The sequence below is a fragment of the Bacteroidota bacterium genome (assembly GCA_018266835.1).
Lineage (GTDB): Bacteria > Bacteroidota > Ignavibacteria > Tepidaquicellales > Tepidaquicellaceae > JAFDZO01.
In genome coordinates this window covers 229108-255607 of record JAFDZP010000003.1, presented here as the reverse complement: position 1 = coordinate 255607, position 26500 = coordinate 229108, and the positions used below count along the sequence as shown (strand labels likewise).

The 26500-nt window shown below is 34.5% G+C and carries 21 protein-coding genes; 6 read left to right on the top strand and 15 right to left on the bottom strand.

Annotation, left to right across the window (positions count from 1 at the left end; all coding sequences use genetic code 11):
* Positions 1-89 precede the first annotated feature (89 nt).
* The 6 genes from JST55_10515 to JST55_10490 all read left to right on the top strand — a co-directional run bounded on the left by JST55_10515 (position 90) and on the right by JST55_10490 (position 6503).
* Entirely contained in the window at positions 90-1865 is a 1776-nt protein-coding gene (locus tag JST55_10515; GenBank protein ID MBS1493937.1) for a tetratricopeptide repeat-containing sensor histidine kinase, read from the top strand.
* A gap of 98 nt (positions 1866-1963) precedes the next feature.
* Positions 1964-3637, top strand: coding sequence for an amidohydrolase (locus JST55_10510; protein ID MBS1493936.1), 1674 nt, complete (start codon positions 1964-1966; stop codon positions 3635-3637).
* A 2-nt stretch (positions 3638-3639) separates the two neighbouring features.
* The gene (prmC, locus tag JST55_10505) at positions 3640-4521 is read left to right on the top strand and encodes a peptide chain release factor N(5)-glutamine methyltransferase (GenBank protein MBS1493935.1); all 882 of its coding nucleotides are present in this window, start codon (positions 3640-3642) and stop codon (positions 4519-4521) included.
* On the top strand, positions 4518-4964 hold the full coding sequence (locus JST55_10500; GenBank protein MBS1493934.1) for a D-tyrosyl-tRNA(Tyr) deacylase: 447 nt from the start codon (positions 4518-4520) through the stop codon (positions 4962-4964). Before prmC ends, JST55_10500 begins: the two co-directional genes overlap by 4 nt.
* Positions 4965-4974: 10 nt before the next feature.
* Positions 4975-5877 carry a DUF2520 domain-containing protein gene (locus tag JST55_10495; protein MBS1493933.1) on the top strand — a complete coding sequence of 301 codons (903 nt, stop codon included), beginning with the start codon at positions 4975-4977 and terminating at the stop codon, positions 5875-5877.
* A gap of 14 nt (positions 5878-5891) precedes the next feature.
* Positions 5892-6503 carry a hypothetical protein gene (locus tag JST55_10490; protein MBS1493932.1) on the top strand — a complete coding sequence of 204 codons (612 nt, stop codon included), beginning with the start codon at positions 5892-5894 and terminating at the stop codon, positions 6501-6503.
* Positions 6504-6507: 4 nt separating this feature from the next.
* On the opposite strand, the gene JST55_10485 is transcribed toward JST55_10490, so the two are convergent.
* The 15 genes from JST55_10485 to JST55_10415 all read right to left on the bottom strand — a co-directional run bounded on the left by JST55_10485 (position 6508) and on the right by JST55_10415 (position 26457).
* On the bottom strand, positions 6508-7608 hold the full coding sequence (locus tag JST55_10485; protein ID MBS1493931.1) for a glycosyltransferase: 1101 nt from the start codon (positions 7606-7608) through the stop codon (positions 6508-6510).
* Positions 7609-7729: 121 nt separating this feature from the next.
* A complete protein-coding gene (locus tag JST55_10480; protein ID MBS1493930.1) occupies positions 7730-10774 on the bottom strand; it encodes a hypothetical protein in 3045 nt (1014 codons plus the stop codon).
* 82 nt (positions 10775-10856) lie between these two features.
* Positions 10857-11972: a type IX secretion system outer membrane channel protein PorV gene (porV, locus tag JST55_10475; protein MBS1493929.1), complete on the bottom strand. Its 1116-nt coding sequence runs from the start codon at positions 11970-11972 to the stop codon at positions 10857-10859.
* Positions 11973-12021: 49 nt separating this feature from the next.
* Positions 12022-16140 carry a type IX secretion system sortase PorU gene (porU, locus tag JST55_10470; protein ID MBS1493928.1) on the bottom strand — a complete coding sequence of 1373 codons (4119 nt, stop codon included), beginning with the start codon at positions 16138-16140 and terminating at the stop codon, positions 12022-12024.
* Between the two features lie 216 nt (positions 16141-16356).
* Positions 16357-17100 carry a ribonuclease III gene (rnc, locus tag JST55_10465; protein ID MBS1493927.1) on the bottom strand — a complete coding sequence of 248 codons (744 nt, stop codon included), beginning with the start codon at positions 17098-17100 and terminating at the stop codon, positions 16357-16359.
* 97 nt (positions 17101-17197) lie between these two features.
* Positions 17198-18478, bottom strand: a complete 1281-nt coding sequence (gene fabF, locus JST55_10460) for a beta-ketoacyl-ACP synthase II (GenBank protein ID MBS1493926.1) — start codon at positions 18476-18478, stop codon at positions 17198-17200.
* A gap of 85 nt (positions 18479-18563) precedes the next feature.
* Entirely contained in the window at positions 18564-18806 is a 243-nt protein-coding gene (locus JST55_10455; GenBank protein ID MBS1493925.1) for an acyl carrier protein, read from the bottom strand.
* Positions 18807-18903: 97 nt separating this feature from the next.
* Positions 18904-19518 (bottom strand): hypothetical protein, encoded by a 615-nt coding sequence (locus JST55_10450; GenBank protein ID MBS1493924.1) that lies wholly within the window; start codon positions 19516-19518, stop codon positions 18904-18906.
* Positions 19519-19529: 11 nt separating this feature from the next.
* Positions 19530-20582 carry an MCE family protein gene (locus JST55_10445; GenBank protein MBS1493923.1) on the bottom strand — a complete coding sequence of 351 codons (1053 nt, stop codon included), beginning with the start codon at positions 20580-20582 and terminating at the stop codon, positions 19530-19532.
* 24 nt (positions 20583-20606) lie between these two features.
* Positions 20607-21362, bottom strand: a complete 756-nt coding sequence (locus tag JST55_10440) for an ABC transporter ATP-binding protein (protein ID MBS1493922.1) — start codon at positions 21360-21362, stop codon at positions 20607-20609.
* Between the two features lies 1 nt (position 21363).
* Complete coding sequence (locus JST55_10435; protein ID MBS1493921.1) at positions 21364-22110, bottom strand: ABC transporter permease; 747 nt, start codon at positions 22108-22110, stop codon at positions 21364-21366.
* A gap of 46 nt (positions 22111-22156) precedes the next feature.
* Positions 22157-22837, bottom strand: coding sequence for a hypothetical protein (locus JST55_10430; protein MBS1493920.1), 681 nt, complete (start codon positions 22835-22837; stop codon positions 22157-22159).
* 13 nt (positions 22838-22850) lie between these two features.
* Positions 22851-25091 carry a phosphoribosylformylglycinamidine synthase subunit PurL gene (gene purL, locus JST55_10425; GenBank protein MBS1493919.1) on the bottom strand — a complete coding sequence of 747 codons (2241 nt, stop codon included), beginning with the start codon at positions 25089-25091 and terminating at the stop codon, positions 22851-22853.
* Between the two features lie 17 nt (positions 25092-25108).
* Positions 25109-25705 carry a leucyl/phenylalanyl-tRNA--protein transferase gene (locus tag JST55_10420; GenBank protein ID MBS1493918.1) on the bottom strand — a complete coding sequence of 199 codons (597 nt, stop codon included), beginning with the start codon at positions 25703-25705 and terminating at the stop codon, positions 25109-25111.
* A complete protein-coding gene (locus JST55_10415) occupies positions 25702-26457 on the bottom strand; it encodes an EI24 domain-containing protein (GenBank protein MBS1493917.1) in 756 nt (251 codons plus the stop codon). The genes JST55_10420 and JST55_10415 overlap by 4 nt, the downstream gene beginning before the upstream one ends.
* Positions 26458-26500 lie beyond the last annotated feature (43 nt).

Below are 26500 nucleotides of genomic sequence, written 5' to 3'. Positions count from 1 at the left end.
ATCTCAAGGGAGAAATGGTATGATTGTGCTTAATTTTATCAAAATTTTTAACAATATTATATTTTTAATTGAAATCCAACGAGTAATAATTGCCCCTGTCCCAAAATATTGATGAGCTCATAGAAAAAGCTTCACAAGAGCGAAGCAATTCTCCCGAAAAAGCCCAATCTATGCTTGAAAAAGCAGCTCAACTATCACACGACTCTCATTACATTAAAGGTGAAGCATTATCATTAAGAAATTTAGGCAGCATAAACATTGCATTAGGTAATTATGCAATTAGCATTGAAAATCTTGAGCTGTCTTTAATACTATTTCAATCTTTAAATGATAAAGAAATGCAGGCAAACACACTTAGTCTGCTGGGACAATGCTATAGTTTTATCGGCGATTATCCAAAAGCGCTGCAATGCCATCTTCAAAGTTTGAATCTTGCGGAAGAAATAGGTGAGGATGCGATAAAATCAAAAGTATTGAATAATATTGGCGGCTGTTATTATTCTATGAATGAATTTGAGAGTTCAAAAAAATATTATCTTCAATCGTTGGAGATAAAAAAGAAGCTGGATGAAAACAAAAGTCTGGGCTTATGTTATACAAATCTTGCCTCTCTGGAAGTTGCATTAAAAAATTATGAAAAGGCAAATGTATATATTCTTAAAGCAATAAAAATAAAAAGTTCTTTTGAAGATAAAGGCTCGCTTGCGTTCTCATACTGTATTCTCGGCTTGATAAAAAAAGAAACAGGACAGTATGATGAGGCATTGAAAATATTTCAAAAAGTTCTATCTATATATCTGAAGCTAAATAATTCGTTGATGCTTAGTGAAACTTATGCTCATATTGCCGGGACATACTTAAAAATAAATGAAGCTGATAAAGCCTTGGAAGCATTAAATGACGGAATGAAATATGTGAATCAAATTAATGCTGTGCGGATGACTACTGAATTTTATCTGCTTTATTCAAAAGCTTATGAACTGAGGGGGGATTATCAGGCAGCTCTGGAAAACTATAAAATACATGACGAACTTAAAACAAATGAACTGAACGAAAAAATAGCTGAGAGAATTAAATCATTAGAGATAATTCACAAAGTTGAAACAACACAGAAGCAGGCAGAAATTGAAAGGTTAAGAAATATAGAACTTGCTGAGGCAAACGAAAAATTGAAAGAATTAAATCAGGAGAGGAGCGACTTCCTTGAAATTGTTGCGCACGATTTGAAAAATCCTCTTGCAAATATAGTTCTATCAGTTTCATCCATCAAAAGAAATGCAGGCAGTATATCTGAAACTGTCCTTACTCAAAGATTAAATAAAGTAGAGCATTCTTCAAAACGAATGCAGGAAATTATAGACAATCTTCTTAATCTCAATAATATTGAAAACGGAAAATTAAAACTAAATTTTAAAGAGCTTGATATTACGGATGTAATAAACTTGACGATAAGAGAATTTGAGAACAGTATCGAAAGAAAAAATCAGAAACTAATATTTGAAAATAATTTATCGGATTCAGGAATTAAAGCTGATGAGAATGTTTTAAAAGAAATATTAGAAAATCTACTTTCTAATGCTATTAAATATTCTCCTTTAGAAGGTTCTATTGTTATAAAAACTTTTAATGATGAAAATAATATTGTTGTACAGTTTATAGATAATGGTCCGGGAGTAAAAGAAGAAGAACTGCCATCGTTATTTAAAAAGTTCTCTCATCTTTCAAATAAACCAACCGGAGGTGAGACATCCACAGGTCTTGGTTTATCAATTGTTGAGAAACTTGTTAAACTATTGAATGGAGATATTACACATCAAAATTTGCCTGAAGGCGGAAGTTGTTTTACAGTTACATTTTATCAATAATTCCATTCATAATTAGACTTTTCCACTCAAATCACACCTAAAAATTATTAAATTTTAATTAAAATCCGAAATTAGTATTATACTATAAATTAATTCCAATGCTGAAAAAAAATATTTTTATAGCGGTTGTATTATTATTTATTCTGACTTTATCCTCATGTTCTAAAAAGCCGGATAGTGTATTTATTAACGGGAAAATTTACACAATGGATAACAACAATACCATTGTTGAAGCCGTTGCCGTAAAGGAAGGTAAGATAATCGAAACAGGAACTACTAAAGCAATAACTGATAAGTATGGAAATGATAATGCAGTGGATTTGAAAGGAGCAGTTGTTATTCCCGGGCTAATTGATGCTAATGGTTCACTTGTAGATTTTTCTGAGAATCTGAACTTTATTAACCTTACTTCAGCTAAAAATTTAAATGATGTTAAGAAAATTTTAGCAGATAAAGTTAAAAGTGTAAAACCCGGTGAATGGATTGGCGGTTACGGATGGAACGAAGTTAATTTTTCTGAAGAGGATTTTTTAAAGATAAATAAATCTGTACTTGATGAAGTTGCACCGAATAACAATGTTTATCTTATAAATTATCTCGGCAATATAGTCTGGGTAAACTCAAAATTATTAAACTCAGTTGGTATAGATAAAAACACTCAAAGTCCTGGTGAAGGTGAAATTGAAAAAGATGAGAAAGGTGAGCTTACAGGTATTTTTATTGATGATGCACAGCAGTTAATAAAAGATAAGCTGCCTGAGACTTCCCATGAAGAAATGGCAATTCAGATTGAGAGAGGAGCAAAGGAGCTTCTGAAATACGGTATCACGGAAGTTCATGACAGAAATATTGCAGAAGGCGGTATTGAAGTTTTTAAAGAACTCATAGATAAAGGAAGTTTTCCAATAAGAATGTATGCAGTGCTAACGGGAAATGATAAATTATTTGAAGACTATCTTAAAAAAGGAGCGGAAATAAATTATAAAGATAAACTCACTGTCCGCTCAGTGTGCCTTGATTACGACGGAGCATTTGAAATTCAGGATGCTGCTATGAAAGATGATTACAAAGAAGAGCCGAAGAGAAAAATTCCGTATAGCGATGAATTTGAAATTGAGAAAGTTTTTAAACAAGCTATTGATAAAAATTTTCAGTTCTCGGTAAAGACTGTTGGTGACAGGGCATTCAACGGAGCTTTGAATACAATTGAAAAAGTTATTAAAGAAAAAAATCCGAAAGACCACAGGACAATTTTGAGTTCGGTTGAGTTTACTGACCAGTCAGATATAAATCGCTTAAAGGATTTAAAAGTATTGGCAAGTGTAAATCCTGAAAAAGATTTGACTGATATGCCTTTGATTCCCGAGTTAATAAATCCTGAAGTCAGTAAAAAGGCCGGATTGTGGAATTCGATTTTAAAATCATCGGGATTCATTTTGACGGGCTCTGAATTTCCTTTCAACCAGATAAATCCATTTATTCAGATGTATTATTTAACATCCCGTCAGTGGGCAGATACTGTTATAAATTTACCGGGACAAGACCAGAAGTTAACAATTCTGGAAGCGTTAAAATCTTATACCATATATGCCGCATATTCTTCATTTGAAGAGGGAATAAAAGGAAGCATTGAGAAAGATAAATTTTGTGATATGGTTGTAATCTCAAATGATATTTTTACATCCGATCCAAAAAAACTTTTAGAAACAAAAGTTTTAATGACTATTACAAATGGTAAGGTTGTTTATGATTCTAAAAATGCTTCAAAGTAAAGATGGAAAAAATTTCTAATCCGACGGTTCTCGATATAATTAAATCTTCAACTGAGCTTCTTGCAAAAAAGAATATAACAAACCCGAGGCTGAATGTTGAGCTGATGTTATGTGAGGTGCTTGATTGTGACAGGGTAAGACTATATCTGGATTTTGAGAAACCTCTAACAAAAAATGAACTGGAGTTATATAGGGAATGGTTTAAAAGAAGATTGAATCATGAGCCTCTTCAATACATAACAGGCCATGCATATTTTTACGGATACAGATTTAAAGTAAATGAACATGTTCTGATTCCACGGCAGGAAACTGAGATACTTGTAGAAAAGGTGCTTGATGATATGAAAAAAAGTAATAAAGACAATATAAACATACTTGAAATAGGTGCCGGTTCGGGATGTATATCAATAGCTATTGGGAAAAAACTTGATGAGCTGGGTCTGAGCTATAACATAGTTGCAATAGATATATCAAAGGATGCCTTAAAAGTTGCTGAATACAACCTTGATAAGCTTGAAGGCAGTAAAGATAAAATTTCATTTGTAGAAAAAGATATTTTTGATATTGATAATTTTAATAAGGATATAGATTATATTGTTTCGAATCCCCCTTACATTCCTTACACTGAATTTGAAGGTTTGAATGAAGAAGTTAATAAATACGAACCGACAATTTCGCTTACAGATTATAAAGACGGATTAAGTTTTTATAGAAAGATTATAGAACTTTATACAAATCCTGTTATAACGGGAAAATTGTTCTTTGAAATTGCATATAATCAGAAGGCAAATCTTGAAAAATTATTACAAGAATTTTCAGGAATAAACTCAACTTTTTATAAAGATTACAGCGATAATGACAGAGTTTTAGAGGTAAGCAAATGATTGCAGTTATTCAGCGTGTAACAAAGACTTCTGTTACAATAGACGGGAAGTTGCACAGTGAAATCGGCAAAGGGTTGCTAATCCTTCTGGGTGTGAAAACGGGGGATAACGAAGAGCAGATAAAATATCTCTCAAAAAAAATTGTTGACTTAAGGATTTTTTCAGATGAACAGGGAAAGATGAACTTAAGCGTTAAAGATATTTCGGGAGAGATAGTGGTTATATCTCAGTTTACACTTTGCGCTGATAACGGCAAAAGCGGAAACAGACCAAGTTTTGTTTTAGCGGAAAAACCGGAAAGAGCAAACGAACTTTATGAGTTAATGATTGATGAAATGAAAAACATGTATGAAGCGGATAAAATAAAATCAGGAGTATTTGCTGCTGATATGAAAGTTGATTTATTGAACGACGGACCTGTAACCATTATTCTTGAAAGATGAATGTAAGATTATGAATTTTAAAAAGAGAAAAATATATATAATAGGCGCTGGCAAGGTCGGTTCTTCTTTTGTTTATGAGTTTATTAAGAAAAAATATTCAATAAATTTTGTAAGTGAAAGAAATTTAACGAAACAAAAGAGTTTTGCAAAAGATTTAAAGAAAAATAAGATACAATGCTCAGCAGAAGTTAATTCAGAATTTCTGGATGGTGCAGATGTTGTTTTTATAATGACTCAGGACTCTAAAATAGAATCTGTAGTTGATGAAATTAAAAATCATAAAATAGATTTAAAGAATAAATTATTTATTCATATTTCAGGCTCTCTGTCATCTGATATTTTTTACAGGTTGAAGGTCGCAAAAACAAACTGTGGTTCATTTCATCCGATACAGACATTCAGTGAAGTTACAAAGAACAGCTCTCTTGTTGAAAATATTTACTTCGGAATCGAAGGCGGAAGGATTGCTTCTGAATATTGTAAACTGATTGCGGCTGATTTGAAATCAAATTTCATTATTGTAAAAAACACAGATAAGTATTTATATCACGTTGCTTCAGTTGTAACTTCAAATTACTTAATCGGATTAATTTATGCTGCGTCGAAAATAATAAAACAAATTGGCGGTGATGAAAAAGAAACATATAAAATTTACGAACCAATAATAAAAAATACGCTTGAAAATATTAACAGGCAGGGAGTCGTAAAATCTCTTACAGGTCCCATAGATAGAAATGATGTTACTATTATAGAAAAACACATAAAAGAGCTTATAAAAGTAGATAAGACACTTACCAATTTGTACCTTAATTTTGGTATAATTGCAGCAGAACTTGCTGAGCAAAAAAGTAGTATAAGTAAGAAAGATAAAATTAATTTAGAAAAACTGATGAAGAAATATCTACGCTCTTAAATTAAAAAAAGTAAATGAAACTGAAATCTTTTATCATAATATTTCTGTGCATTTTCCCTGTATTATTGTTTGCCCAAAGTGATTCTTCATTCACACCTGTAAAAAAAGGGACTGCAAATCCGGGCGGAATATTTATATCTCCAACACTTTCCGCTGTATACCCTACCGGAAAGTTTGCAGAGACAAATAAAATCGCCGCTCAGTTTGGAGTAAGGCTTGAGTATTCATCAAAAAAAACTTACCCGTTTGTTTTTGGCGCTTTGCTTGAAGTTGCTAAGCACCATGGCAATGATGAATTTATGACCACAAATCTCTTAACAACATTCGATACGAAAACTTTTGCTTTTGGGGGGAGTATAGATATAATACTTTCAAAATATCTTAAAACAAGTTTCACGATACCTTTCGCAACGCTTGAAGTTAAATATATTAAAGGAACTTCTACAATAGCACCCGAAACAACTCAGATACCGGGGTTAGTGCTTAGTGAGAGTCAGATTGCTTACGGAGGGGGATTAGGATTTACGCTTTATATCTTTGATATCTACGGTAAATATTCTTATTCGAAATCTTATTCAACATTCAGCATCAATACAAGATTTCACTTTCCATTAGTAAAATTTTAGGAAGTTAAAATTTTCTGTCCTTCCACTGTATTTTTGTATTAAAAAGAAATGTCCATGGCAGTGTTAAACCATAGAATGCGAAGAACAGCTGGAAGTGAACAAAGTAGGTATAAAGATATGTGAATTTATAAGTTCTCATCGGTTTTGAAATTAATATAACCTCTGAAAATATTTTTATTAGTATAAACAGGAAATAAATTTCCCAGCTAAGAAAAAACCAGCCTGTAATCAGGATTAGATTTACGGGGTACATTTCCAGCCCGAGTAATAAGCCAAGTATATTTATTTTCAATCCGCCTCTGAACCATCTTCTCTTTTGTTTAAACAATTCATCCAGGCTTTTACAAGCGTGCGTTTCTACAATTGAATTTTCATTGATCGGATATTTTATTTTATAACCCTTCGAATGAATTTCCTGCATAAGCGCTAAATCCTCAGTAACTGAAAAAGGAATATTTCCATATCCGCCAAGTTCTTCATACACTGATTTTCTGAAAGATAAATTATTTCCTATGCAGCTGAGAGTCATGTTAATTCCTGAACTGGCCGAAGCAAGAGTCTGAAGATAAACCCAGTCTAAAGCCTGCACTTTATAAAAAACTGAATTTGATGAATTTATATATGTAACTCCGCATACCATTGCTGTATCTTTATCATAATATTTTACTACTTCCTGCACCCACTCCTTGTTCACTTTACAGTCAGCATCGGTTCCTATTATTATTTCTCCTGATGATTGCATAATGGCTGTATCAAGCGCATTTGCTTTACCTTTTAAATTTGTAGAACTTTCCGGACGGGAATCTATTACTTTAAAAAAAGAATGTCCGGATGTTTCTTTCAGCATTATTTCCTTAGTAGCATCCGTAGATTTATCATTTACAAGAAATATTTCAAGGTTTTCCTTATTGTATGTCAGTTGCTTTAAAGAAGTTATGCACTGCCCAATTATTTTCTCTTCATTTCTTGCTGCAACTATTATTGTAACCTTATTATTGGGTGATGGATTTACTGTTTTAAGCGAAACGGACTTATCAAGTCCGTATCTTAAAAAAAGGTGAGTAAGGAAATATGCTATTATTAAAGAGAATGTAAAAATTACCATGTGGAAAAATATATAGAAGATAAAAGGAAGAGTTTTAAATAGAAATAAATTTTAAACTGCATAAAAAAAAGCGGAGTTTTTTAAGGCTCCGCTTTTATAAAATACCAAACACGCTTAAAAATTATTTTACAACTGCAATTTTTATTATCTTTGTTTCTTTAGTGCCATCAACAGTTGCTTCAATCACTCCATAATAAACACCGCTTTGAACATTTGCAACATCCCAAACTACTTCATTATCTGCATTAGAAACATTCTTTGAAGGAAGCGATGTAACTAGCTCTCCCGATAAATCAAGAATTTTAATGCTTACTACTCCTGCTGAGCCGTTTAAATAGTATCTTATAAATGTCTTTCCGTCATAAACAGGATTTGGCCAGTTGTAAACTTTATCCTTAGGAAGTTTTTCTGAATATGAAGGCGCTACATAATTTGATTTAGTATTGTAGTTTGAATTAAACCTGTCCTTCAGGAAGTTTTTCCAAAGTACAGTACTATCATTGTAAACGGTTGTGGTTTTAAAAGCATATAAATATCCGTCTCTGCCGTAGGCTATAATACCTAATGTGTCATTCAGATTTGCAAGAGCCGGGGTAGAATTTGAATTTATTCCGGCTTTAACAGGGAAACCTGAAACAGTTTTTCCGTCAGTTCCATAAGCGAATAAATCACCTGTTGATGATGTAAACAATAAATCATAAACGCCGTCATTGTTTATATCTGCTACTGAAACACCTGAAGTAATTTTCTGATTAAAATTTACAGGGAAGTTTTCAAGCAAAGTACCACCGGAATTTATTGCATAAATTTTATTATCAGCATTGAATATTATTTCCTGCCTTCCATCTTTATTTATATCAGCAAGTACCGGAGATGAAATAACATTTGATATACCGTAATTTAATGCGAGCTTAGTTCCATTTATAAAAAATTCATTGTTATTGTTTACAGACAAAATGTCGTTAGAACCAGATGATAATAAACTACCTGTTACGATAAATTTGTTGTTAGCATTAATGTATGTTAAAGTATCGCTGGCAAGTACAATACTTGCAAATTGTTTCACAGGGGAAGCCAGCGAATCAATTCTAATTCCGTCCAAATTTCCGTCATATCTATATATAGAACCATTATCAAGTCCTACATACCACCAAAGTCCTAAAGCTCTTCCGATAAGAGGAGCATTTGATCTTCCGGTATTGAATTGTTTTTGAATTAAAAAATTCCCGCTTGATAAATATTTAGCAATAGATTGTTCGCCGATACCAAATATAGAGTTACTACCATTTGTCGTTCTAATTCCACCAAGTATATATTTTCCGTTTTGTGGTAATGCCAGACCGGATGGATCCGAATTTATAGAGATACCATTATATTTAAAGCCATATCCATTATTATTTGCATTCACAAAAATATCATCGTTTGTTGATGTTGAAAAATGCAAACCTACCGGCTGCGCATTTCCGCTTGTATCAATGCCGATAAACTTAGGAAAACCTGCAAGAGGTTTAATAAAATCTCCGCCTACTGAAACTTTGAAAGTCATTACGGTGTCTTGCCATGAAAAATCTGTAATGTTTACTCCATTGTTAGCTAATGAATAACTTAGAGAATTCGGGATGGAGTTGGGAGTAAAAGAATTTCTGTAAATACTACCAGGAACATAATGTTCTCCCATAAACCAGTAATCTACAATTGTTCCGTCACCGGTTACTGCGCCGAAAGGTGTATTGAAAGTTATTCCGATTTCCTGAGCGCCTTTTGCTTCTTCAAGGTCAATGCCTTTGTGTTCAACAACATTATTAATTGTATTGGATGCAAAGTTTGCATTGATAACGTTCTCATCTATATGCCAGATTAAAATTCCGCCTCTGTAGTTTATCGTATCGTTTTTGAGACCCGGTAAACTCCAGTCTAAATCTTCAACATCGGTAATGTTTCCGCCGACTGCAGAAGTATTAAAATAAATAAAATCATCTACATCTCTTGTATAAGTATTAACATCATTAAATGCTCTGTTGTGTATAAATAATTTTTGTCCGTTATTAAGATAATCGCGGTTTCTGTTTTCTATTAAAAAATATTCCTGTGAGTTAATTAAAACTTTATACATTGTGGAGTCAGTATTGGTAGTATTTCCTGATGAAGTTTTAATTCGTAAATCAGCTGCACCTGAAGAAATAGTGATAGGATTTACCCATCCTAAATAAACTTTTTCCCATGCAGATGGTTCCGGCGGAAATAAACCATTAAAACTGAAAATAGATTGACCGTCCATAAGACCGAATCTTCCAATAGCAGTTTTACCGTTATTTGTATTGAATAAATCGGGAAGTCCTAAATAACTTCCGAAACTTGCTGTAAGAATTCCGTTCATACCAAGTTCAAGAATAAATTTACCTGATGATAAATTTAACTCTCTTACTTCAGTTGAAGGAATTATTAATGAATTTTTTATGGTAAAACCGTCTCCGGTTTGATAACCATTGTATGAAGAACCATAAAACTCCTGTAAATTTTTTAACCCAAGATAAACTGAAGGTAAATCATAAGGTGTCGGGTCAAATCCGAAGATAGATGTTAAGTCAACATCTCTGCCCGTACCCGCGTGAAATACTACGAATGCTGTTTTGTTCGGATCGTAATTGGAAAAATTTATAAAGCTGTCTGCTCTTGCCCATGCATCTTTAAATAAATTTCCTAACTTGGAAAGATTTTCATTTCTCTGCGGTGAATAATCCTGCATTTTGTTCGGAAGGTGAACTACCTGCCCGAATAACTGATAACTTATCACTACTTTTCCGTCTGATGCCTTACTGAAATAATTTTTCAGGAACTGCAGATGGTCGGCAAAGTATGTGCTGTCGTAGGGAGGGGAGTCGATAACAGTATCTCTTCCCGTTGAAGGGTTAAGATATTTATTCGATAAATCGAATTTTCCATTCCCGGTTGACTGTGACTGGTCATCAAGCTGGAAATCAGCCATGATGGCCACAACTTTAAAGGTATCAGGGAATGCGCTGAATTGTTTTGGAGTTAAACTTTTATTTTCTCCTCCGAATTTAAGAGGATGCGATAATCTATAGTCCGTACCTTTGCTCTGCCCGTAGGATAAAGATGCAGTAAGTATTAAAAGAAGAGAGAAAACTTTTCCGAGTAATTTCATGTGTGATATATGCTTTATAAAAATAAACCTGACAAATCAGAAGACCTGTCAGGTTTTTATTTCAATTTTATAAGAAAGTTATTTAGAAGTTAACCAGCAAGCCGAATCTTAATGTATTGGCAAGAGGATGATTTTCTTCTATAGCACTGATGTAACTGAAGTCAAAACCATAAACACTGTATCTGATACCTGCTCCGAGTGTGATGAACTTTCTGTTTCCGTTTGAAGGGTCTTCATAAAAGTAACCTGCTCTTAAAGCGATAAGTCTTGGTGCGCCGTACCAGTACTCAGCACCGACTGAAGTCTGAATTGATTTTGCAATTCCTTCAGGACCTCCCTTGAAAGATGTAAACATTGCTTTGTAGAACGGATCTGATTGCGGATTACCTGCGTCATCGGTATATCTGTTTACAAGAAGCTTAGAGAAATCAGCTGTAAGAGTAAGGTTATTGAATTCGCTTTTTACAACGTCGTAAGCTACACCAAGTCTTAATTGTGTTGGAAGCGGATCTGCCTGGGCAGCATCTACGTAAGAAATCTTCGGACCAAGATTTGAAAGATTTGCCCCGAATGAGAACTTATCTTTTAGCCATTTTGCGCCTGTGTTTGGTCTCCATAAAGCTGAAAGGTCAAAACTGGTTGTGAAAGCTGTACCGGTTCCTTTTTCATTACCAACCTGTAAGTCATTAGGTGACAATCTGCTGTAGATGAATCTTGTGGTTATACCAACACCCCAGCTTGGGCTAAGCTTTGTAGCATAAGCAAGTGCGAATGCCATTTCGTAAGCTTTGTAATTGTTTCCTGTTTCTCTACCTGTTTCGTCGGTTACTATAATCTCACCAATGTTGAGATAAGTTAAGCTGGCGCCGACTGTACCGTTAATGCTTTTAATATATTTTCTGCCCGCGACGTAATCGTAGAACAAGTCTCCGATATTAAGTCCTGCAAGCCATGGGCTATGTGTAAAATTTACTTCTGTACCTGCAGTCTGAAAAGCAAGACCGGAGGGATTCCAGTGCATTGCAGAAGCATCATCGGCAATAGCTGTACCGGTTTCTCCCATCGCCGCAAATCTTGAGTTTGGACCGATTAATAGAAATGGTACCCCAGTAGATACTGCACTGCTGCTCTGCGCAAAAGTATCTGAATTTGAAATTAATAGACTCGAAAATATTATCATAGCTGCTAATATTTTCATATTCATTTTCTTTAACATTAAAGGTTTTTCCTCCGTTTATTTTTAAATATTATTGTAATTTTGCCAGTTTGTTAACGTTGCTTTGTGAGAAAGTTCCGTCGTCTGATTTTATAGTTAATTTATATATATAAGTTCCATTTGCAATATTGTCACCGTCATTATCTCTGCCGTCCCAGTCAATACTTACAAATTTATCCGTAATACCCGTTTTATTCAATTCTTTTATCAATCTGCCTGAAACTGTGTAAATTTTGATTGTGGCATTCAGCGGCTTATCAAAATTGTGATTGAAAACAAAAGCAGTTGAATTCTTCATCGGATTCGGATAGTTGTAAACATTTTCCAGTGTCAATGCAGAGCTGCTTTGAACATTGAATTCAATGCTTGTCACAGTGAAATTATTGTAAGTATCGTAAGCTTTAATTGATAATGTGTTTTTGCCGCTTTGAAGATTTTGCAGCGGATACTCAATTGAGCCGTATTGATAACCATTTGTTGAATTGTAGAAAGAAGTCAGGTCAATTTTACTCTGGTCATTATTGTTCAAGGTTGCTTCAATCTTATGCCCTATGGTTCCTGTTAAATTCATTCCGAACGGATCATAAAAATCTGCAATCAGTTTTGGGTTCTGGTTTACCAAATCTCCGCTTCTGAAGTTCCTGCTATCCATATACAAACTGATAGTAGGTCCGGTAGAATCCCGCACCGCTGATGTATCTATGCCGTTAATTGTGAAATTATCAGTATATCCAACTCCGTTGGCAGTTGTATTCTGAAAATAAGCTAAAATCTTTCCGTGACCTTCACTGTATGAAATATCTTTAGGAACAATGAATTCCAGATTCCATAATCCATTAACTACATTTGCATTACCTGTAAATATAGTGCCTCCATCTAATCTGAAATCAAACGGAGCACCGAAATCAATTATATGAATCTGTTTATCTACATCAAGTACTTTGATAGAAATAGAACCGTTATAATTATTCCAAAGAGTTGAATCAGGTCTGAGAACACTTCCGGAAATTTTAATTTTCTGGAGAGCTTTCATTTGAACCAAAGAATTTCCCGGTTGTCCGTTAATAGAATCTATATTTGTAAAATATTGTGGAATGCCGGCTCTTAATGAAGGGTCACACAATAATGCAAATTTCATATCGTTGTCATAATGCCAGGTTTGTTTTGTTAGAAATATAGCCTGTCCCAATCGAATAGGCAGATTCAAAGTATCTTTTAAGAAAGCAAATTTATCCCAAAAGAGGTTATTGAAAGTAGAGTTTGGAGCAGAATAAACCGGTCTGACAGCAGCCAGTACCCCTATTGCTCCTTTGTTTTGTTCATTCACTAATTGTTCGGCAGCGCTTAAACCATACGGGTCATCCCAGCGGGCAAGATCGCAGCTGGCAATAGTTAAGAAAGCGTATTTATCTTTATTCGTTAACTGTGGAATACTTACCTGTCTTTCAAAAATATGCTCATGCGCCCATAAATCAGTACTTCCATGTCCGGTATAATTTATAATTAGTCTGCCTTCATTCCAGCCGTTTATAATTACAGGATTAACATCAGGTTTTCTTCTTCCTTGCGGTGTATAAATTGCAGGATAGCTTACAATGTAAATTTTTTCTTTTTCAAAAAATTTTGGTGTATGATTTTCAGCTAAATCTTCACACTGTCCTGTGTGTAAAGATTGTTCTCCTCCATTTATACCCTGATTTTCAGTTGTCCAGCCGTCATCTGCTACGTACATAATTTTATCGCGCCATCTTCCGTAGTTGGAAGGGTCTTCATAAGAAATAATTTTATCAACCACCACATTGGCTTCCGCATCTGATGTAACACAGCATCGTCCAGTCCCGAAATCAGGCTGACACGGAGTTGGCACCGTGAAACATTCATTAATGTCCATTGCAAAATCATCACTGCAATAACTTGCAATATCGTCACTTTGCTCCGAAGATACTTCAATAGGAGGCAAGAAATTCTTTGTACTCAGGTTATAAATATTCTTATAATCATAACTGCCATCTCCAAAGAAAAAAGCCAATGTCGGTCTTGTTGTCCAGTTGTTATAAGCAAACTTCATGAAGTTACGGAAAGCAACAGGATCAAGTTTACCGCCTGAAAATTCATTATATAATTGTTCAACTTCTACAAGAGCAACCTTCAGTTTATTAAAACCTGAATTCTCTCTGTAACTTTTGTATCTATTCACAGCAGATGTAAATTCCTTCGGATAAAATACTATCATATCTGCGCCGGCTGCTAAATTACCTTTTAAATTCTGGTTAGCAATTCTAGAAGCAGCAGGAGGAGTTTTGTAATTTTGTCCGCCGACTACATAATATTCGTTAGGCTGATGCTGAACAGTGTTTGCCTGAAATCGAACCTGACCTCCTGTATATGAAATAGGATTTATTATTTTTGCCTGATAAGAATTAGTAACGTCAAAAACTTTTACATCGCCTGAATTGAAACCTGATGGTTTGTATTCCACTATACCGGTAGTATCATAACCATTGAAACGAAGTACATTACCATCTGCGCTTGCGAAAGTTCTTTTATACAGAATTTCATAATAATCATAATATCCCGCGCTTTGCGATGAATTTCCGGCGGAGGAAGGTAAAGAAACTTTAAGGCTTACTGAAGTCCTGCCCGAATTAAGAGGGTAATACACTCCAAAACGAGATGAGCCTAAATAATCTAAATTAATTTTAGCAAAACTGCCAAAGCCGCCTACAGGATAAACATATTTTATTGTCTGAAACTGAGAATTAGCATCTGCAATATAAAAATAATCATCAGCGCTTGAACCGTTGCCTAACCTCATTCTCAAATTTATATCAGTGCCGTCTATGTATCCTTTTAACTCTTTATTGAAACTGTAACTTTCATTTACGCCAATTCTCTGACTTACCCATAAGAGACCGGTAGCGCCAAGATTATTTACTTCGGGTTCTTCAAAAGTTCTATCTATAAAACTGGAAGGGGTAAATGCATTAGGAACATCCGGACTTATAATAGTCTGCATTCTTAATCCGTTACCATTACCGAATGTAAGCCAATAGTAATTAGATTTGGAATAAGGATTCAGATAATGTAAATAAGCGGAATTTACTGAATCATACTGCCATTCAACCGTTCCCTGACCGTAAAATAAAACATAATCGTTGTCGTTAAATACTCCGTCAGCTTCTCCTTCTACATAGATTGCATTTTCAACCGGGTCATTAGGGTAATCAACACAGTTACTGTATGGAATTTCAAATCCGTTGTTTCCATAAATTTTAATTGTCTTAGGGTCAATAGCTCCTACATTGATACCTGCAGATTGTAAATAATTTTTATCGAGTTTATACATTCCGGATTCTTTTATCTCCAGTTTATAGAAATCACCCGATGCAAAAACACTATTTGTAACTACATTATCTTTAATCTGATTAAACTCTTTTGTTGACCAGTTCTCTGCATCTCTCCAGTTAAGCGCAGCGCCTTTTAAGAAATCACTTTCTTCCTGACTTATAGGTTTATTTAATAAAATAGGTGAACTGCCAAATGTAATTCTTACTCTAATATATGTATATTTTTTAACTGTCTTCGATGCAGGATTATATTCTACAGGATTTATTATTACGTTCGCAATGTAGCGGTTTCTTACAGCGCCTACATTTCCCAGTTGGGCGGGAAAATCTGCAGGAAGAAATTTATTAAGTGAATATACTTTATCGTTTTTTATGTAGTCGCTTCCTATTGTTACTTCTTTATCTTTGATAGATTTTTTTGGAGTGGGGATTGGCTTTATATCAGCATTATTTACTATATCAAATTTAGAATCTATTACTTCAATTTTATTATTTATCTGTGATGTAAGATATACCGGAAAGCTTCTGAATCTTAAATCGGGTTCACCGTATTTTTTTCCGTCGACTTGTGAATTATTGAAATCAAAATTGCTGTTTATATATTGAGGAGTAAACTCGATTTCAATATAACTTTGAGTAGAAGCCAGTATCTTAAAATCCGGAACTTTTGATTCTTCTTTTGCCGGGTTGACAGATTTTGAATCATTGGGGGATTTGGTTATTACCGGAGATTTACTCTGAGAAAAAATCGAAGTATTTAATACGAGAAGCACTATCAATACAACTAAATTCTTCAGGTTCATAAAATTTTAAGTTTAATATATAAAATAAAAAACCATTTATTAAAGTTCAAATAATTCAAGGAATTGAATGTACTTTAATAAATGGTCAATATTATTTCAAATAAGAAGGTGTTGTTTTTTAAACTAAATTAATAACAAAAACTCTTTAGACTTCTCCTTGTTTGATTTGTAATTATAACAAATATAGAAGTAGTTTATTAAAAAAACAAGACTGAATTATTTTTTCTTTTTCAAGCCCATCTTTTCAATTACGTCTAAATGGTTCAGCGCATTCTTTGCTGCTTCCTGTTCTGCCTGTTTCTTTGATTTTCCTTTACCGCTCCCTAAGCTTCTGCTGTTTACAAAAACTTCCACGGTAAATAACTTATTATGCTCAGGGCCTTCTTCTTTTATCACTCTGTATTCAGGGATGTAATCCGTATGCGCCTGTATATATTCTAAGAATTTGCTCTTATGATTTTCATCAAAATGGTTGAGCCATTTTACATCAAGCTTATTGAAAATTTCTTTGTTCAAAAATTCTTTTACGGCTTCGTACCCTGAGTCAAGAAATATTGCGCCAATCAATGCTTCATATGCATCCGATAAAATTGTATCGTAACCGTCTTCGATTGATTTTAATGCTGTGAAAGATGCGAGCAAATATTTTTGTAAGTTAATTACTTTTGCTCTTTCAGCAAGGAATTTTTTATTAACTAAAATTGAACGGAACTTTGTCAGGTCGCCTTCTTCATTAAGAGGGAAATTCTTATACAAATATTCTGCAACAATCAGATCAAGAACTGCATCACCGAGAAATTCGAGACGTTCATTGGAAATCAAACCGATTGCCTGAAAATCTTTTTTTACTTTTATAAATGAGCGGTGAGTTAAGGCAGTTATGAAAAATGTCTTATCAATTATTTTGTAATGTATGCTCTGTTGAAAGCCGTCGAAATCTATCTGTTGAATTGCCTTCAATAGAAAATCTTCCGTTTTTTCTTTACTCTTGAAAAACGGAAGATATTTCGTTAAAGCCTTCTTAAAAAAATTAAACATGTATAGGGATAAGCAAGTATTATTCTTCGTATTTTTTGAATATTAACGCTGTATTATGACCGCCGAAACCAAGATTATTAGAAATCACTGCTCTTACGTCTTGTTTTATAGAGGTATTTGGAACGTAGAAGAGGTCACATTCAGGGTCTTTCTCTTCGTAATTGATTGTTGGGGGAACAACTCCGTTGACGATAGTAAGTACAGAAGCAATTGCTTCAATAGCACCTGCTGCGCCAAGTAAGTGTCCAATCATAGATTTTATAGAGTGAACAGGCATTTTATATGCTCTTTCACCAAAAACAGTTTTCACAGCTGTAGATTCGTTTTTATCGTTGTAGTATGTGGAAGTTCCGTGTGCATTAACTACATCAATATCTTCGGGCTGCATTCCTGCATCTGCTAAAGCAGTTGTCATAGCACCAACTAATCCTTCTCCTTCAGGAGCCGGTTCAGTAATATGGTATGCATCACCTGTTAAACCTATACCTGCAAGCTCTGCATAAATTTTTGCACCTCTTCTTTTTGCATGTTCATATTCTTCAAGTATCAATGTTGCTCCGCCTTCTCCCATTACAAATCCGTCGCGGTTTTTATCGAATGGTCTGGAAGCTTTGCTCGGGTCATCATTTCTTGTTGAGAGTGCTTTCATTGCATTGAATCCGCCGATACCCATTTCACATATAACAGCTTCAGCACCCCCTGCTATCATTACGTCAGCAGTTCCTCTTTGGATTAGCATGAACGCATCTGCAATAGAGTGGGCTGATGTTGCGCATGCAGAAACAGTGGCGTAGTTAGGACCTTTAAATCCATACACCATTGAGATTCTTCCTGCTGCAATATCTGCAATAAGTTTTGGAATAAAGAAAGGACTTATTCTGCTCGGGTCATCAACGAACTTGCCGTCGATTTCCTGTCGCATTTTGAAAAGTTTGTACTCTTCATCTCTGTACGTATTCATTCCTCCGATACCTGAGCCGTAGATAACTCCGCAGCGGTGCGCATCAAGCTTAGCCATATCTTTATCAAGGCCTGAATCTTTAACCGCTTCAGCCGAAGCAATTAAAGCATATCTTGTGAACGGGTCAACGCTTTGTGAAAGTTTTCTATCTAGATAATTAAGCGGGTTAAAATCACTTGGCAGCTGAGCTGCAAACTTTGTTTTAAAGTTAGTGGTATCAAAATAAGTTATGTTTCCAACACCATTTTTTCCTGAAGTTAGTCCATCCCAGAAATCCGTAACGGATAATCCAACCGGGCTGACTACGCCTAATCCTGTGATAACAACTCTTTTTTTCATTAAACTGCTTTTGGTTATAAAAAATTAGAGCGAAATGAAAATTTCGCTCTGAAAATGATAACGTATTAGGGAATTAGAAAAAATATTATCCTAATTTTTCCTGAATGTATTTTACAGCGTCACCAACTTTTTGAATTTTTTCTGCATCTTCATCAGGAATTTTAATGTCAAATTCTTCTTCGAATTTCATTACTAATTCAACAGTGTCAAGTGAGTCTGCACCTAAGTCGTTAATAAAAGATGCGTCGTCGGTAACTTTTGAATCTTCTACACCGAGTTTATCGACAACAGCTTGTTTTACTTTCTCTTTTATTTCTTCTACAGTCATTTTATATCTCCGTTTTTTTATTTTAGGATAAATTTATAATTCTGTAAATATAGTATATTTAGTAAAAATTTTAAAGGACTAAGAATATACTTAAAAATTAATTTTTTACAGGCCGTCTTACTATGAAATCGCCTTTTAGCTCATATTTCCCATATATAACGTTATTTATCACTGTTTCACCGTCATCTGCCTTACTTGTACCTGCCCACCACGCTTTTGCATAAACTCTTTTTTGTTTGTTAGGAAGGAATAAATAATCAAATAATATGACATGTCCCCTCCAAATCACCAGATCACCTTTGCGTATATCGCTGTTGTCTGTAATCTTTACATATGGAAATATATCGTTGAATCTTGTAGTATCATATAAATCCCGGCATAGCGCATTTACCTTGGGAGTTTTAAATCCTGACTTCTGCAAAGTGTTCAATGCATATACATTACACTTAGTGGTATTATATAAGAGTATTAATTTATTGTTGAGCCAGTATAGATAGGTGGAATCCACTGAAGGGGAGTACATTCTGTTCTGCTGCTCAATCTTTGCCTGTGAAAGAATTTTGTTCCCGTTCTCCTCTGAATACGTTACAGTGTTAGTATTTTCATTGGTCTCAGTGTTTTCAGTTTTCTCTTCATATTCAGTTGATGATGAGCAGCTGGAAAGTATAATTGCAAAACTTATTAAAAAAATTATTTTGAAAAAAATTCTCATAAATAATTAATTTATTTTATCGCAGGCTTTTTAGTTAAGCTGTCCAGCTGATTTTGAATTTGTTTCAGCTGAAGCTTTTTTTCGTTAAGCTCTTTTATTCTGTTCTTTATTTGTACTTCAATATCGTTCATTTGTTTCTCAACATCGGCCTTATCCCAGTAACCTATATCTTCAAAGTATCCCTTGAATAAAAAGTTATGCTTTAAAGCTTCCATGTTCTGAGCAAAGCTGAATGCTCCATCTTCTAATCTTGCAGTAGCAGCGTTGGAATTTTTTACAATGTCCTTTAAATTATTTGCAAAGACTGTATCCGTTAATAAAGTACCGACTAAACTCTGGCTGGAATTTATTTTCTGTGTAACCATTGCAATGTTATCAGTAATATCATTCACGCCTTTGGAAAGATTATTGAAATTTGCAGTAACCTGGTCAACAGTCTGGCTTACTTTTGCAAGAATTACGTCAACTTTCTGTGTAGAAGATGCGAAACTCCTGAAAGTAGAATCAACACTATTAAATAGTGATTCATTGTTTATCAGTTGTCCAATTGTACCTTGACCGTTGCTGACGCTGTCAACTATATTTGATAAGCTTTTTGTTAGCTGATTAACATTCTCAGTTGTAGATTTTAAATCCTTAATAATATCTTCGACACCAATCGGTTTGACAGATTCAAGATAATCACCGCTCTCTACAGGAGGTGTTTTATCATTTCCGGCACTGATTGAAACAACTTTATTTCCTACTAAACCTTCAGAAGTTATTGAAACCTTTGAGTCTTTTCTAATAAATTTTTTCATTTTAGAATCAATAGTCATCATTACAACAACTTTATTCAAAGTTTCAATATTTACCATATCTACAGTGCCGACGTTTATTCCTGCAAAGGTAACCGTATTGCCTTCCTTTATTCCTGCAACATTCTGAAAAACAGTGTTAAGTTCAAATGTCGATTTGAACATGTTTGTTTTGCTGCCGATTATAAAAGTCGCAACAAGGAATAATGCAAGACCTGCAATGATAAAGATTCCCGTAATAACTTTTTTTCTGATATCTACATCCATAATATTGAAATTAAAACTTATATTTTAAAAATTCAAACCTTCAAAAAAAGATTTAACAAAAGGGTCGTCGTTTTTTTGTAATTCTTCAAATGTACCTTCAACTATATACTCACCGTCTTTCAAAACTACCATTCTATCCGAAACCATTCGCGCGCATTCCATATCATGTGTAACTATAATGGAAGATGTTTTGTATTTCTTCTGTACTTGTAATATTAACTGGCTTATTTCTCTTGAGGTTGCTGGGTCAAGTCCTGTAGTTGGTTCATCATATAACATTATCTTGGGATCTGTAATAAGAGTTCTTGCAAGTCCGATTCTTTTTTTCATACCGCCGGATAATTCCGACGGCATTTTATCAATTGAATTTGCAAGTCCGACCTGTTCTAACGCTTCTTTAACTTTGTCATTAATTTCCGGCGTAGTTAAGTCAGTTAATCTTCTTAAAGGAAACTCAAGATTTTGTCTCACACTCATTGAATCATACAATGCTCCGCTTTGAAATAAAAATCCGATTTTTCTTCTGATTGCCTGAAGTTCATCATCATCCAATGTCGGAACATTTTCTCCGTAAACTATTATTTTCCCCGAATCAGGTTTTAAAAGTCCAGCAATACACTGAAGTATAACTGATTTTCCCGTTCCTGATTTACCAAGTGTGCAAACTGATTCGCCTTCTTTTATTCTAAGATTTACATCTTTCAGCACAACGTTCTTGCCAAATGCTTTTTTTACATGTTCAATATTAATTACGATTTCTTTATCTGTATCTTGTGCCATTTTAAAATAATATTGAAGAAATTTGTACTGCTATTAAATCCATTAAAATTACTAAAAGCGATGCAAGCACAACTGAACTGTTTGCTGCTATACCAACACTTTCAGTTCCTCGTGAGCAATTAAATCCTTTATATGAACCGACCAGACCTATTCCAAAACCGAAGAAGAAAGTTTTTATTGTTGCGGGTAGAACGTCTTCAAATGTTAAAGTTTCAAACACTGTTGAGAAAAATAATTTCAAAGTCATATCTGCATTCACGCTCATCGCTAAATATCCACCGAATAAGCCAAGTGCATCAGCATAAATAACTAATATCGGAACAGTGATAACTGCTGCCATAACTCTTGTAACAACCAGAAACTTGAACGGATTTACTGCTGAAACTTCCATTGCATCAATCTGCTCTGTTACCTTCATTGAGCCAAGCTCAGCTCCGATTCCGGAACCCATTTTACCTGCGCATATTAATCCTATTATAACTGGACCAATTTCTCTGACGATTGCAATAGAAAGCATCTGAGGTATCAATGATACTGCGCCGAATTTATCAAGCGTTGGAATTATCTGTAATGCAAGAGTAAGTCCGATAATAAATCCCGTTATGCTGACAAGCGGAAGTGATTTATATCCGATTGCAAAGCATTGTTTGATTGTTTCCTGCACTTCTACAGGCCTTCTGAAAAGTGCTATGAAAAACTTCTTCGCGAAATTCCATAAATCCCATGTAGCTATAAAAAAGTTAGTTATATTTTTCGGAAACTTTATCAAAAATTATTTAATATTATTTTAAAATTTACCAATGTCTTCTTATTTTTAAATCGTTAAAAGGATTTGCAAATCCAATCATAAGCCCGAATGAAAAATCTATTATATTAGATTTCTGACTATTAAACGTGTATGTATATCTTCCTTTTACATGTGGAAATATTAAAAGCTTATCATTGCGCAGTGAAAATCCGAATGCGACTTCGGGAGAAACTCCCCATCCTTCCAGGTCATAAAATGAACTCGCGCCCACAGCCAATGCAGTAGTCGCCTGAAGCTGATGAGAGGGAAGTATATCTGACATAATCAAATCTCTTTTGAATCCCAATCTGAACTGACTGCTTCCTGACTCTCGGAATATATAAGAGTACTCAAATGATAATCTGTTCTCACCGAATTCTCCGAAGCCAAGCGAAACTTCCTTTGTTACACCAAGTGCAATTTTATCGTCTTCTAATAATACAATGGGATTAAACAGATAAAAGAATCCTGCAACACCGAGTGCCGCGGGAATAGTAGGGTTAAAACCTTTTTTGGAAAGAGTAAAATTTGTATCCATCGGCTCTGTATCAACAGAGTCTTTGGATAAGTTAAAATAAAATTTATCACTCTTAAACGTATTCGATTGAAATGAAGGCTGGCTCCAAAGACTGCCGGAGACGAAAAATAAAAGAATGGAAAAAATAAATTTTTGTAGAAATACCCTCATTAGGTCTTTTAAATTACAACATAATTTTTTCTAATGTATCAAAATACGCATTAGATAGCACTTCTGGGGTTAGTCTTACTTCCTGGTTCAACACAAAATCATCTAAAGTCGTTTCACCTATTACAATATAGTTTAAATCGTGGTGTTTACAAAGTGAACTTAAACTGTCTAAATTGTTTTTATCAATTGAGACAATTACTCTGCCTTGTGACTCGCTAAATAAAGTAAAATCTTTTCTATCTTTGTAGTCAAAACGAATCTTACATCCTTTAGGATTATTTCTATCTATAATGCAGCACTCTGCCAACGCAACTGCAAGTCCGCCGTCAGAAATATCATGGGCTGATTTTAAAATCTTTTTATCTGCTGCTTCTATAAGAGTATCAATTAGTTTTTTCTCTTCATCTAAATTTACATACGGCGCATCGCCTTTAATAAGATTATGAATTGTGTTCAGGTATTCACTTCCATCAATCGCATTGTTGGAATTATTTCCTAAGAGAATAATCAAATCTCCTTCATCTTTAAAATTACTTGTTACCATTTTTTCATAATCTTCAAGCAATCCAATCATCCCAATTGAAGGAGTAGGGAAGACGGCATAATCTTTTGACTGATTATAAAAACTTACATTGCCTCCGGTTACGGGAGTTTCGAGCAGTTTGCACGCATCTCCCATTCCGCGGATTGCCTCAGTAAACTGATAATAAACTTCAGAGTTGTAAGGATTACCGAAGTTAAGGCAGTTCGTAATTGCAAGCGGAGTTGCTCCCGTGCAGGCAACGTTGCGGGCAGATTCACACACTGCCGTTAGTCCGCCTTTGTAAGGATTCAGATAAACATATCTTCCGTTGCAATCAACTTTCATTGCAAGCGCTTTTTTTGTTTCTTTTATTCTGATGACTGAAGCATCTCCTCCCGGTAAGAGCATTGTATTTGTTCTAACCTGAGTATCATACTGTGTGTAAACCCAGTTTTTATTTGTGATATTAGGAGAGGAAAGTAATTTTAATAAAACTTCATTGTAATCTTTAGGCTCAGGTAAAGAATTGAAATCAAAATTCCTTGTCTCTTTAAAGTAAGAAGGTTCTTTTGTTTCCCGTTTATAAACGGGCGCTCCGCCGCCGAGAACTAAGGGCTCTGCAGGGACATCTGCTTCAAGATTTCCTTTATGATAAATTTTTACATTTGGTTCTTCTATTATTTCTCCTATGGCTACACAGTTCAGGTCCCACTTATTAAAAATTCTTCTCGCAGTTTCTTCCTGACCCTTATGAACAACAACTAACATTCTTTCTTGTGATTCAGAAAGCATAATCTCATATCCGCTCATATCGGAATCTCTCAGTGGGACTAAGTCCAGATTTATTTTCATTCCGCAGTTGCCTTTCGCGCTCATTTCACTTGTTGAACAAGTTATTCCGGCTGCTCCCATGTCTTGAATGCCTGCAACAGCTCCTGACTGAATTAATTCTAACGTTGCTTCTAGCAAAAGTTTTTCTGTGAACGGGTCTCCAACCTGAACATTTGGTCTCTTCGATTCTGACTCTTCTGAAATTTCTTCTGAGGCAAATGTTGCTCCATGAATACCATCCTTGCCTGTTGATGAGCCAACTATGAAAACAGGATTACCGACTCCGCTTGCCATTGCAGTTGCAGTCTGGTTATGCTTGACGATTCCGACTGCCATTGCATTTACCAATGGATTATCCTGATAACATTCCTCAAAGTAAACTTCACCTGAAACAGTCGGCACTCCGAAACAATTTCCATAGTGAGCTATTCCGCCGACTACGTTTGAAAATAAAAATTTTGAACGGTCGTTTATGTTTTTATCATCTGAATTTATTTTTCCGAAGCGAAGAGAGTTTAAAGCAGCAATTGGTCTTGCTCCCATTGTAAAAATATCTCTTAGTATTCCTCCAACTCCGGTTGCTGCCCCCTGATGAGGTTCGACTGCAGAAGGATGATTATGTGATTCAATTTTGAATGCGACTGCAAGTCCGTCGCCTATATCAACTAATCCTGCATTTTCTTCACCTGCGCTGACAAGTAACCTTCCGCCACTTCGGGGAAGAGTTTTCAACTGAAGGATAGAGTTTTTATATGAGCAGTGTTCGCTCCACATTACGGAAAAAATGCCAAGCTCAGTATAGCTTGGAGTTCGTCCGAGTATTTCCAAAATCTTGTTGTATTCTTCTTCTGTAAGTCCTAATCCTTTTGCTGTTTCTAAATTTACTTCGGGATAATTCATTTTACAATAAATAAGCTTTATAATTTAAAACTACATTTTACCTGTAATGCTTCTTCTAACTTTTTTAGATATTTATTTTTAGTTATGTGAACTGCGCCGAATGATTCAAATACATCAGTCAGCATTTGTATATCCAATAATAAAAAATTATTCTTAGTAAGTATTTCATACATCTTCACAACTGCGACTTTTGATGCATATGATTTATGATGAAACATTGATTCGCCGAAAAATGAACCATTGATTGCAACTCCATACAATCCGCCCACAAGCTCTTCTTCGAAATATGATTCAACACTATGCGCGTATCCCATTACATGCAGTTGAGTGTAAGCATCAATTATTAACTTATTAATCCATGTTGTATCTCTGTTTGCGCATTCATGAATTACTTTGGAAAAATTTTCATTAATCCTTACTTCAAAAGTGTTTTTATTTATTACCTGTTTCAAAGAACGGTTTATGTTTAATGGTTTATCAAGAGGGAGAATTGCTCTGGGATTTGCTTCAAACCAGTTTATGCTTCCGTCTTTATTTCCCATAGGGAAAATCCCGTTAATATATCCGTTTAGTACCTGCATCGGAGTCAGCTCATAGAAAGTATTCTCGTTCATTTCTTTAGTAGAACATTGTTATTTATTTTCTCAAGATAAAGTTTAGTACCTGCCACAACTAACAAAGGTTTTAATAAAGAATTTATAAATGGAAGGAACATCATCAAAAAAGCCATAGAACCGAATCCGTATGTGAACATAAAACCTGAATTTGTCTCCTTTATTTTTTGTCTAAGTGTAAACATTTTTCTTTGCATCGGGTAATCGAAAAAATCCAGTGAGTTATAAAAGAAAGAAAAAAGCAGACCTAAAATAGTTGAAATAATCGTTCCCGCAACCGGAATATAATTCACAAAGAACAATGGTATTATCACACAAAAATAAAATAATAATTTCAGAATTTCGCCTTTAATACTAAGCCATGTATCTTTTAAGAACGGAACGTAGGGACACTTTACTCTTGTCACAGTTTCTTCCACATATTGAGAAATCGTTTCATTAAAAGGCGCAGATATTATTCCTCCAATTATCACATATGCCAGATAGCTCACTATTAAAATTACTAAAAATGAAATGACATAAACTAAATAATTATAAATTATTTCAATCACCTGACCGGCAGCAGTTTCAGATTGCCCGTCTGCAACAAATGATGAGTTCGTAACTTTTTTAAAAGTAAAATAAAAAATCAGGGCATAGATTGAGAAATTTATTATCGTAGGTATAATTGATAATAAAATAACTTTGGGGTGCTTGAAAAAAAATGCTATGGATTTGAAGGGGTAGAAAAAACCATAGAAGAAATCTTTCATTCTATAATTAAAATATGAGTGTAAATAAAAAAGCCCGATAGTG

Coding starts and splice junctions, on each gene's coding strand:
- JST55_10495 (MBS1493933.1), top strand. CDS start 4,975: ATGAATTTTAAAAAGAGAAAAATATATATAATAGGCGCTGGCAAGGTC.
- JST55_10455 (MBS1493925.1), bottom strand. CDS start 18,806: ATGACTGTAGAAGAAATAAAAGAGAAAGTAAAACAAGCTGTTGTCGAT.
- JST55_10450 (MBS1493924.1), bottom strand. CDS start 19,518: ATGAGAATTTTTTTCAAAATAATTTTTTTAATAAGTTTTGCAATTATA.
- JST55_10445 (MBS1493923.1), bottom strand. CDS start 20,582: ATGGATGTAGATATCAGAAAAAAAGTTATTACGGGAATCTTTATCATT.
- JST55_10490 (MBS1493932.1), top strand. CDS start 5,892: ATGAAACTGAAATCTTTTATCATAATATTTCTGTGCATTTTCCCTGTA.
- purL (MBS1493919.1), bottom strand. CDS start 25,091: ATGAATTATCCCGAAGTAAATTTAGAAACAGCAAAAGGATTAGGACTT.
- JST55_10430 (MBS1493920.1), bottom strand. CDS start 22,837: ATGAGGGTATTTCTACAAAAATTTATTTTTTCCATTCTTTTATTTTTC.
- prmC (MBS1493935.1), top strand. CDS start 3,640: ATGGAAAAAATTTCTAATCCGACGGTTCTCGATATAATTAAATCTTCA.
- porV (MBS1493929.1), bottom strand. CDS start 11,972: ATGAAAATATTAGCAGCTATGATAATATTTTCGAGTCTATTAATTTCA.
- JST55_10500 (MBS1493934.1), top strand. CDS start 4,518: ATGATTGCAGTTATTCAGCGTGTAACAAAGACTTCTGTTACAATAGAC.
- fabF (MBS1493926.1), bottom strand. CDS start 18,478: ATGAAAAAAAGAGTTGTTATCACAGGATTAGGCGTAGTCAGCCCGGTT.
- JST55_10440 (MBS1493922.1), bottom strand. CDS start 21,362: ATGGCACAAGATACAGATAAAGAAATCGTAATTAATATTGAACATGTA.
- JST55_10420 (MBS1493918.1), bottom strand. CDS start 25,705: ATGAACGAGAATACTTTCTATGAGCTGACTCCGATGCAGGTACTAAAC.
- porU (MBS1493928.1), bottom strand. CDS start 16,140: ATGAACCTGAAGAATTTAGTTGTATTGATAGTGCTTCTCGTATTAAAT.
- JST55_10510 (MBS1493936.1), top strand. CDS start 1,964: ATGCTGAAAAAAAATATTTTTATAGCGGTTGTATTATTATTTATTCTG.
- JST55_10415 (MBS1493917.1), bottom strand. CDS start 26,457: ATGAAAGATTTCTTCTATGGTTTTTTCTACCCCTTCAAATCCATAGCA.
- JST55_10480 (MBS1493930.1), bottom strand. CDS start 10,774: ATGAAATTACTCGGAAAAGTTTTCTCTCTTCTTTTAATACTTACTGCA.
- JST55_10485 (MBS1493931.1), bottom strand. CDS start 7,608: ATGGTAATTTTTACATTCTCTTTAATAATAGCATATTTCCTTACTCAC.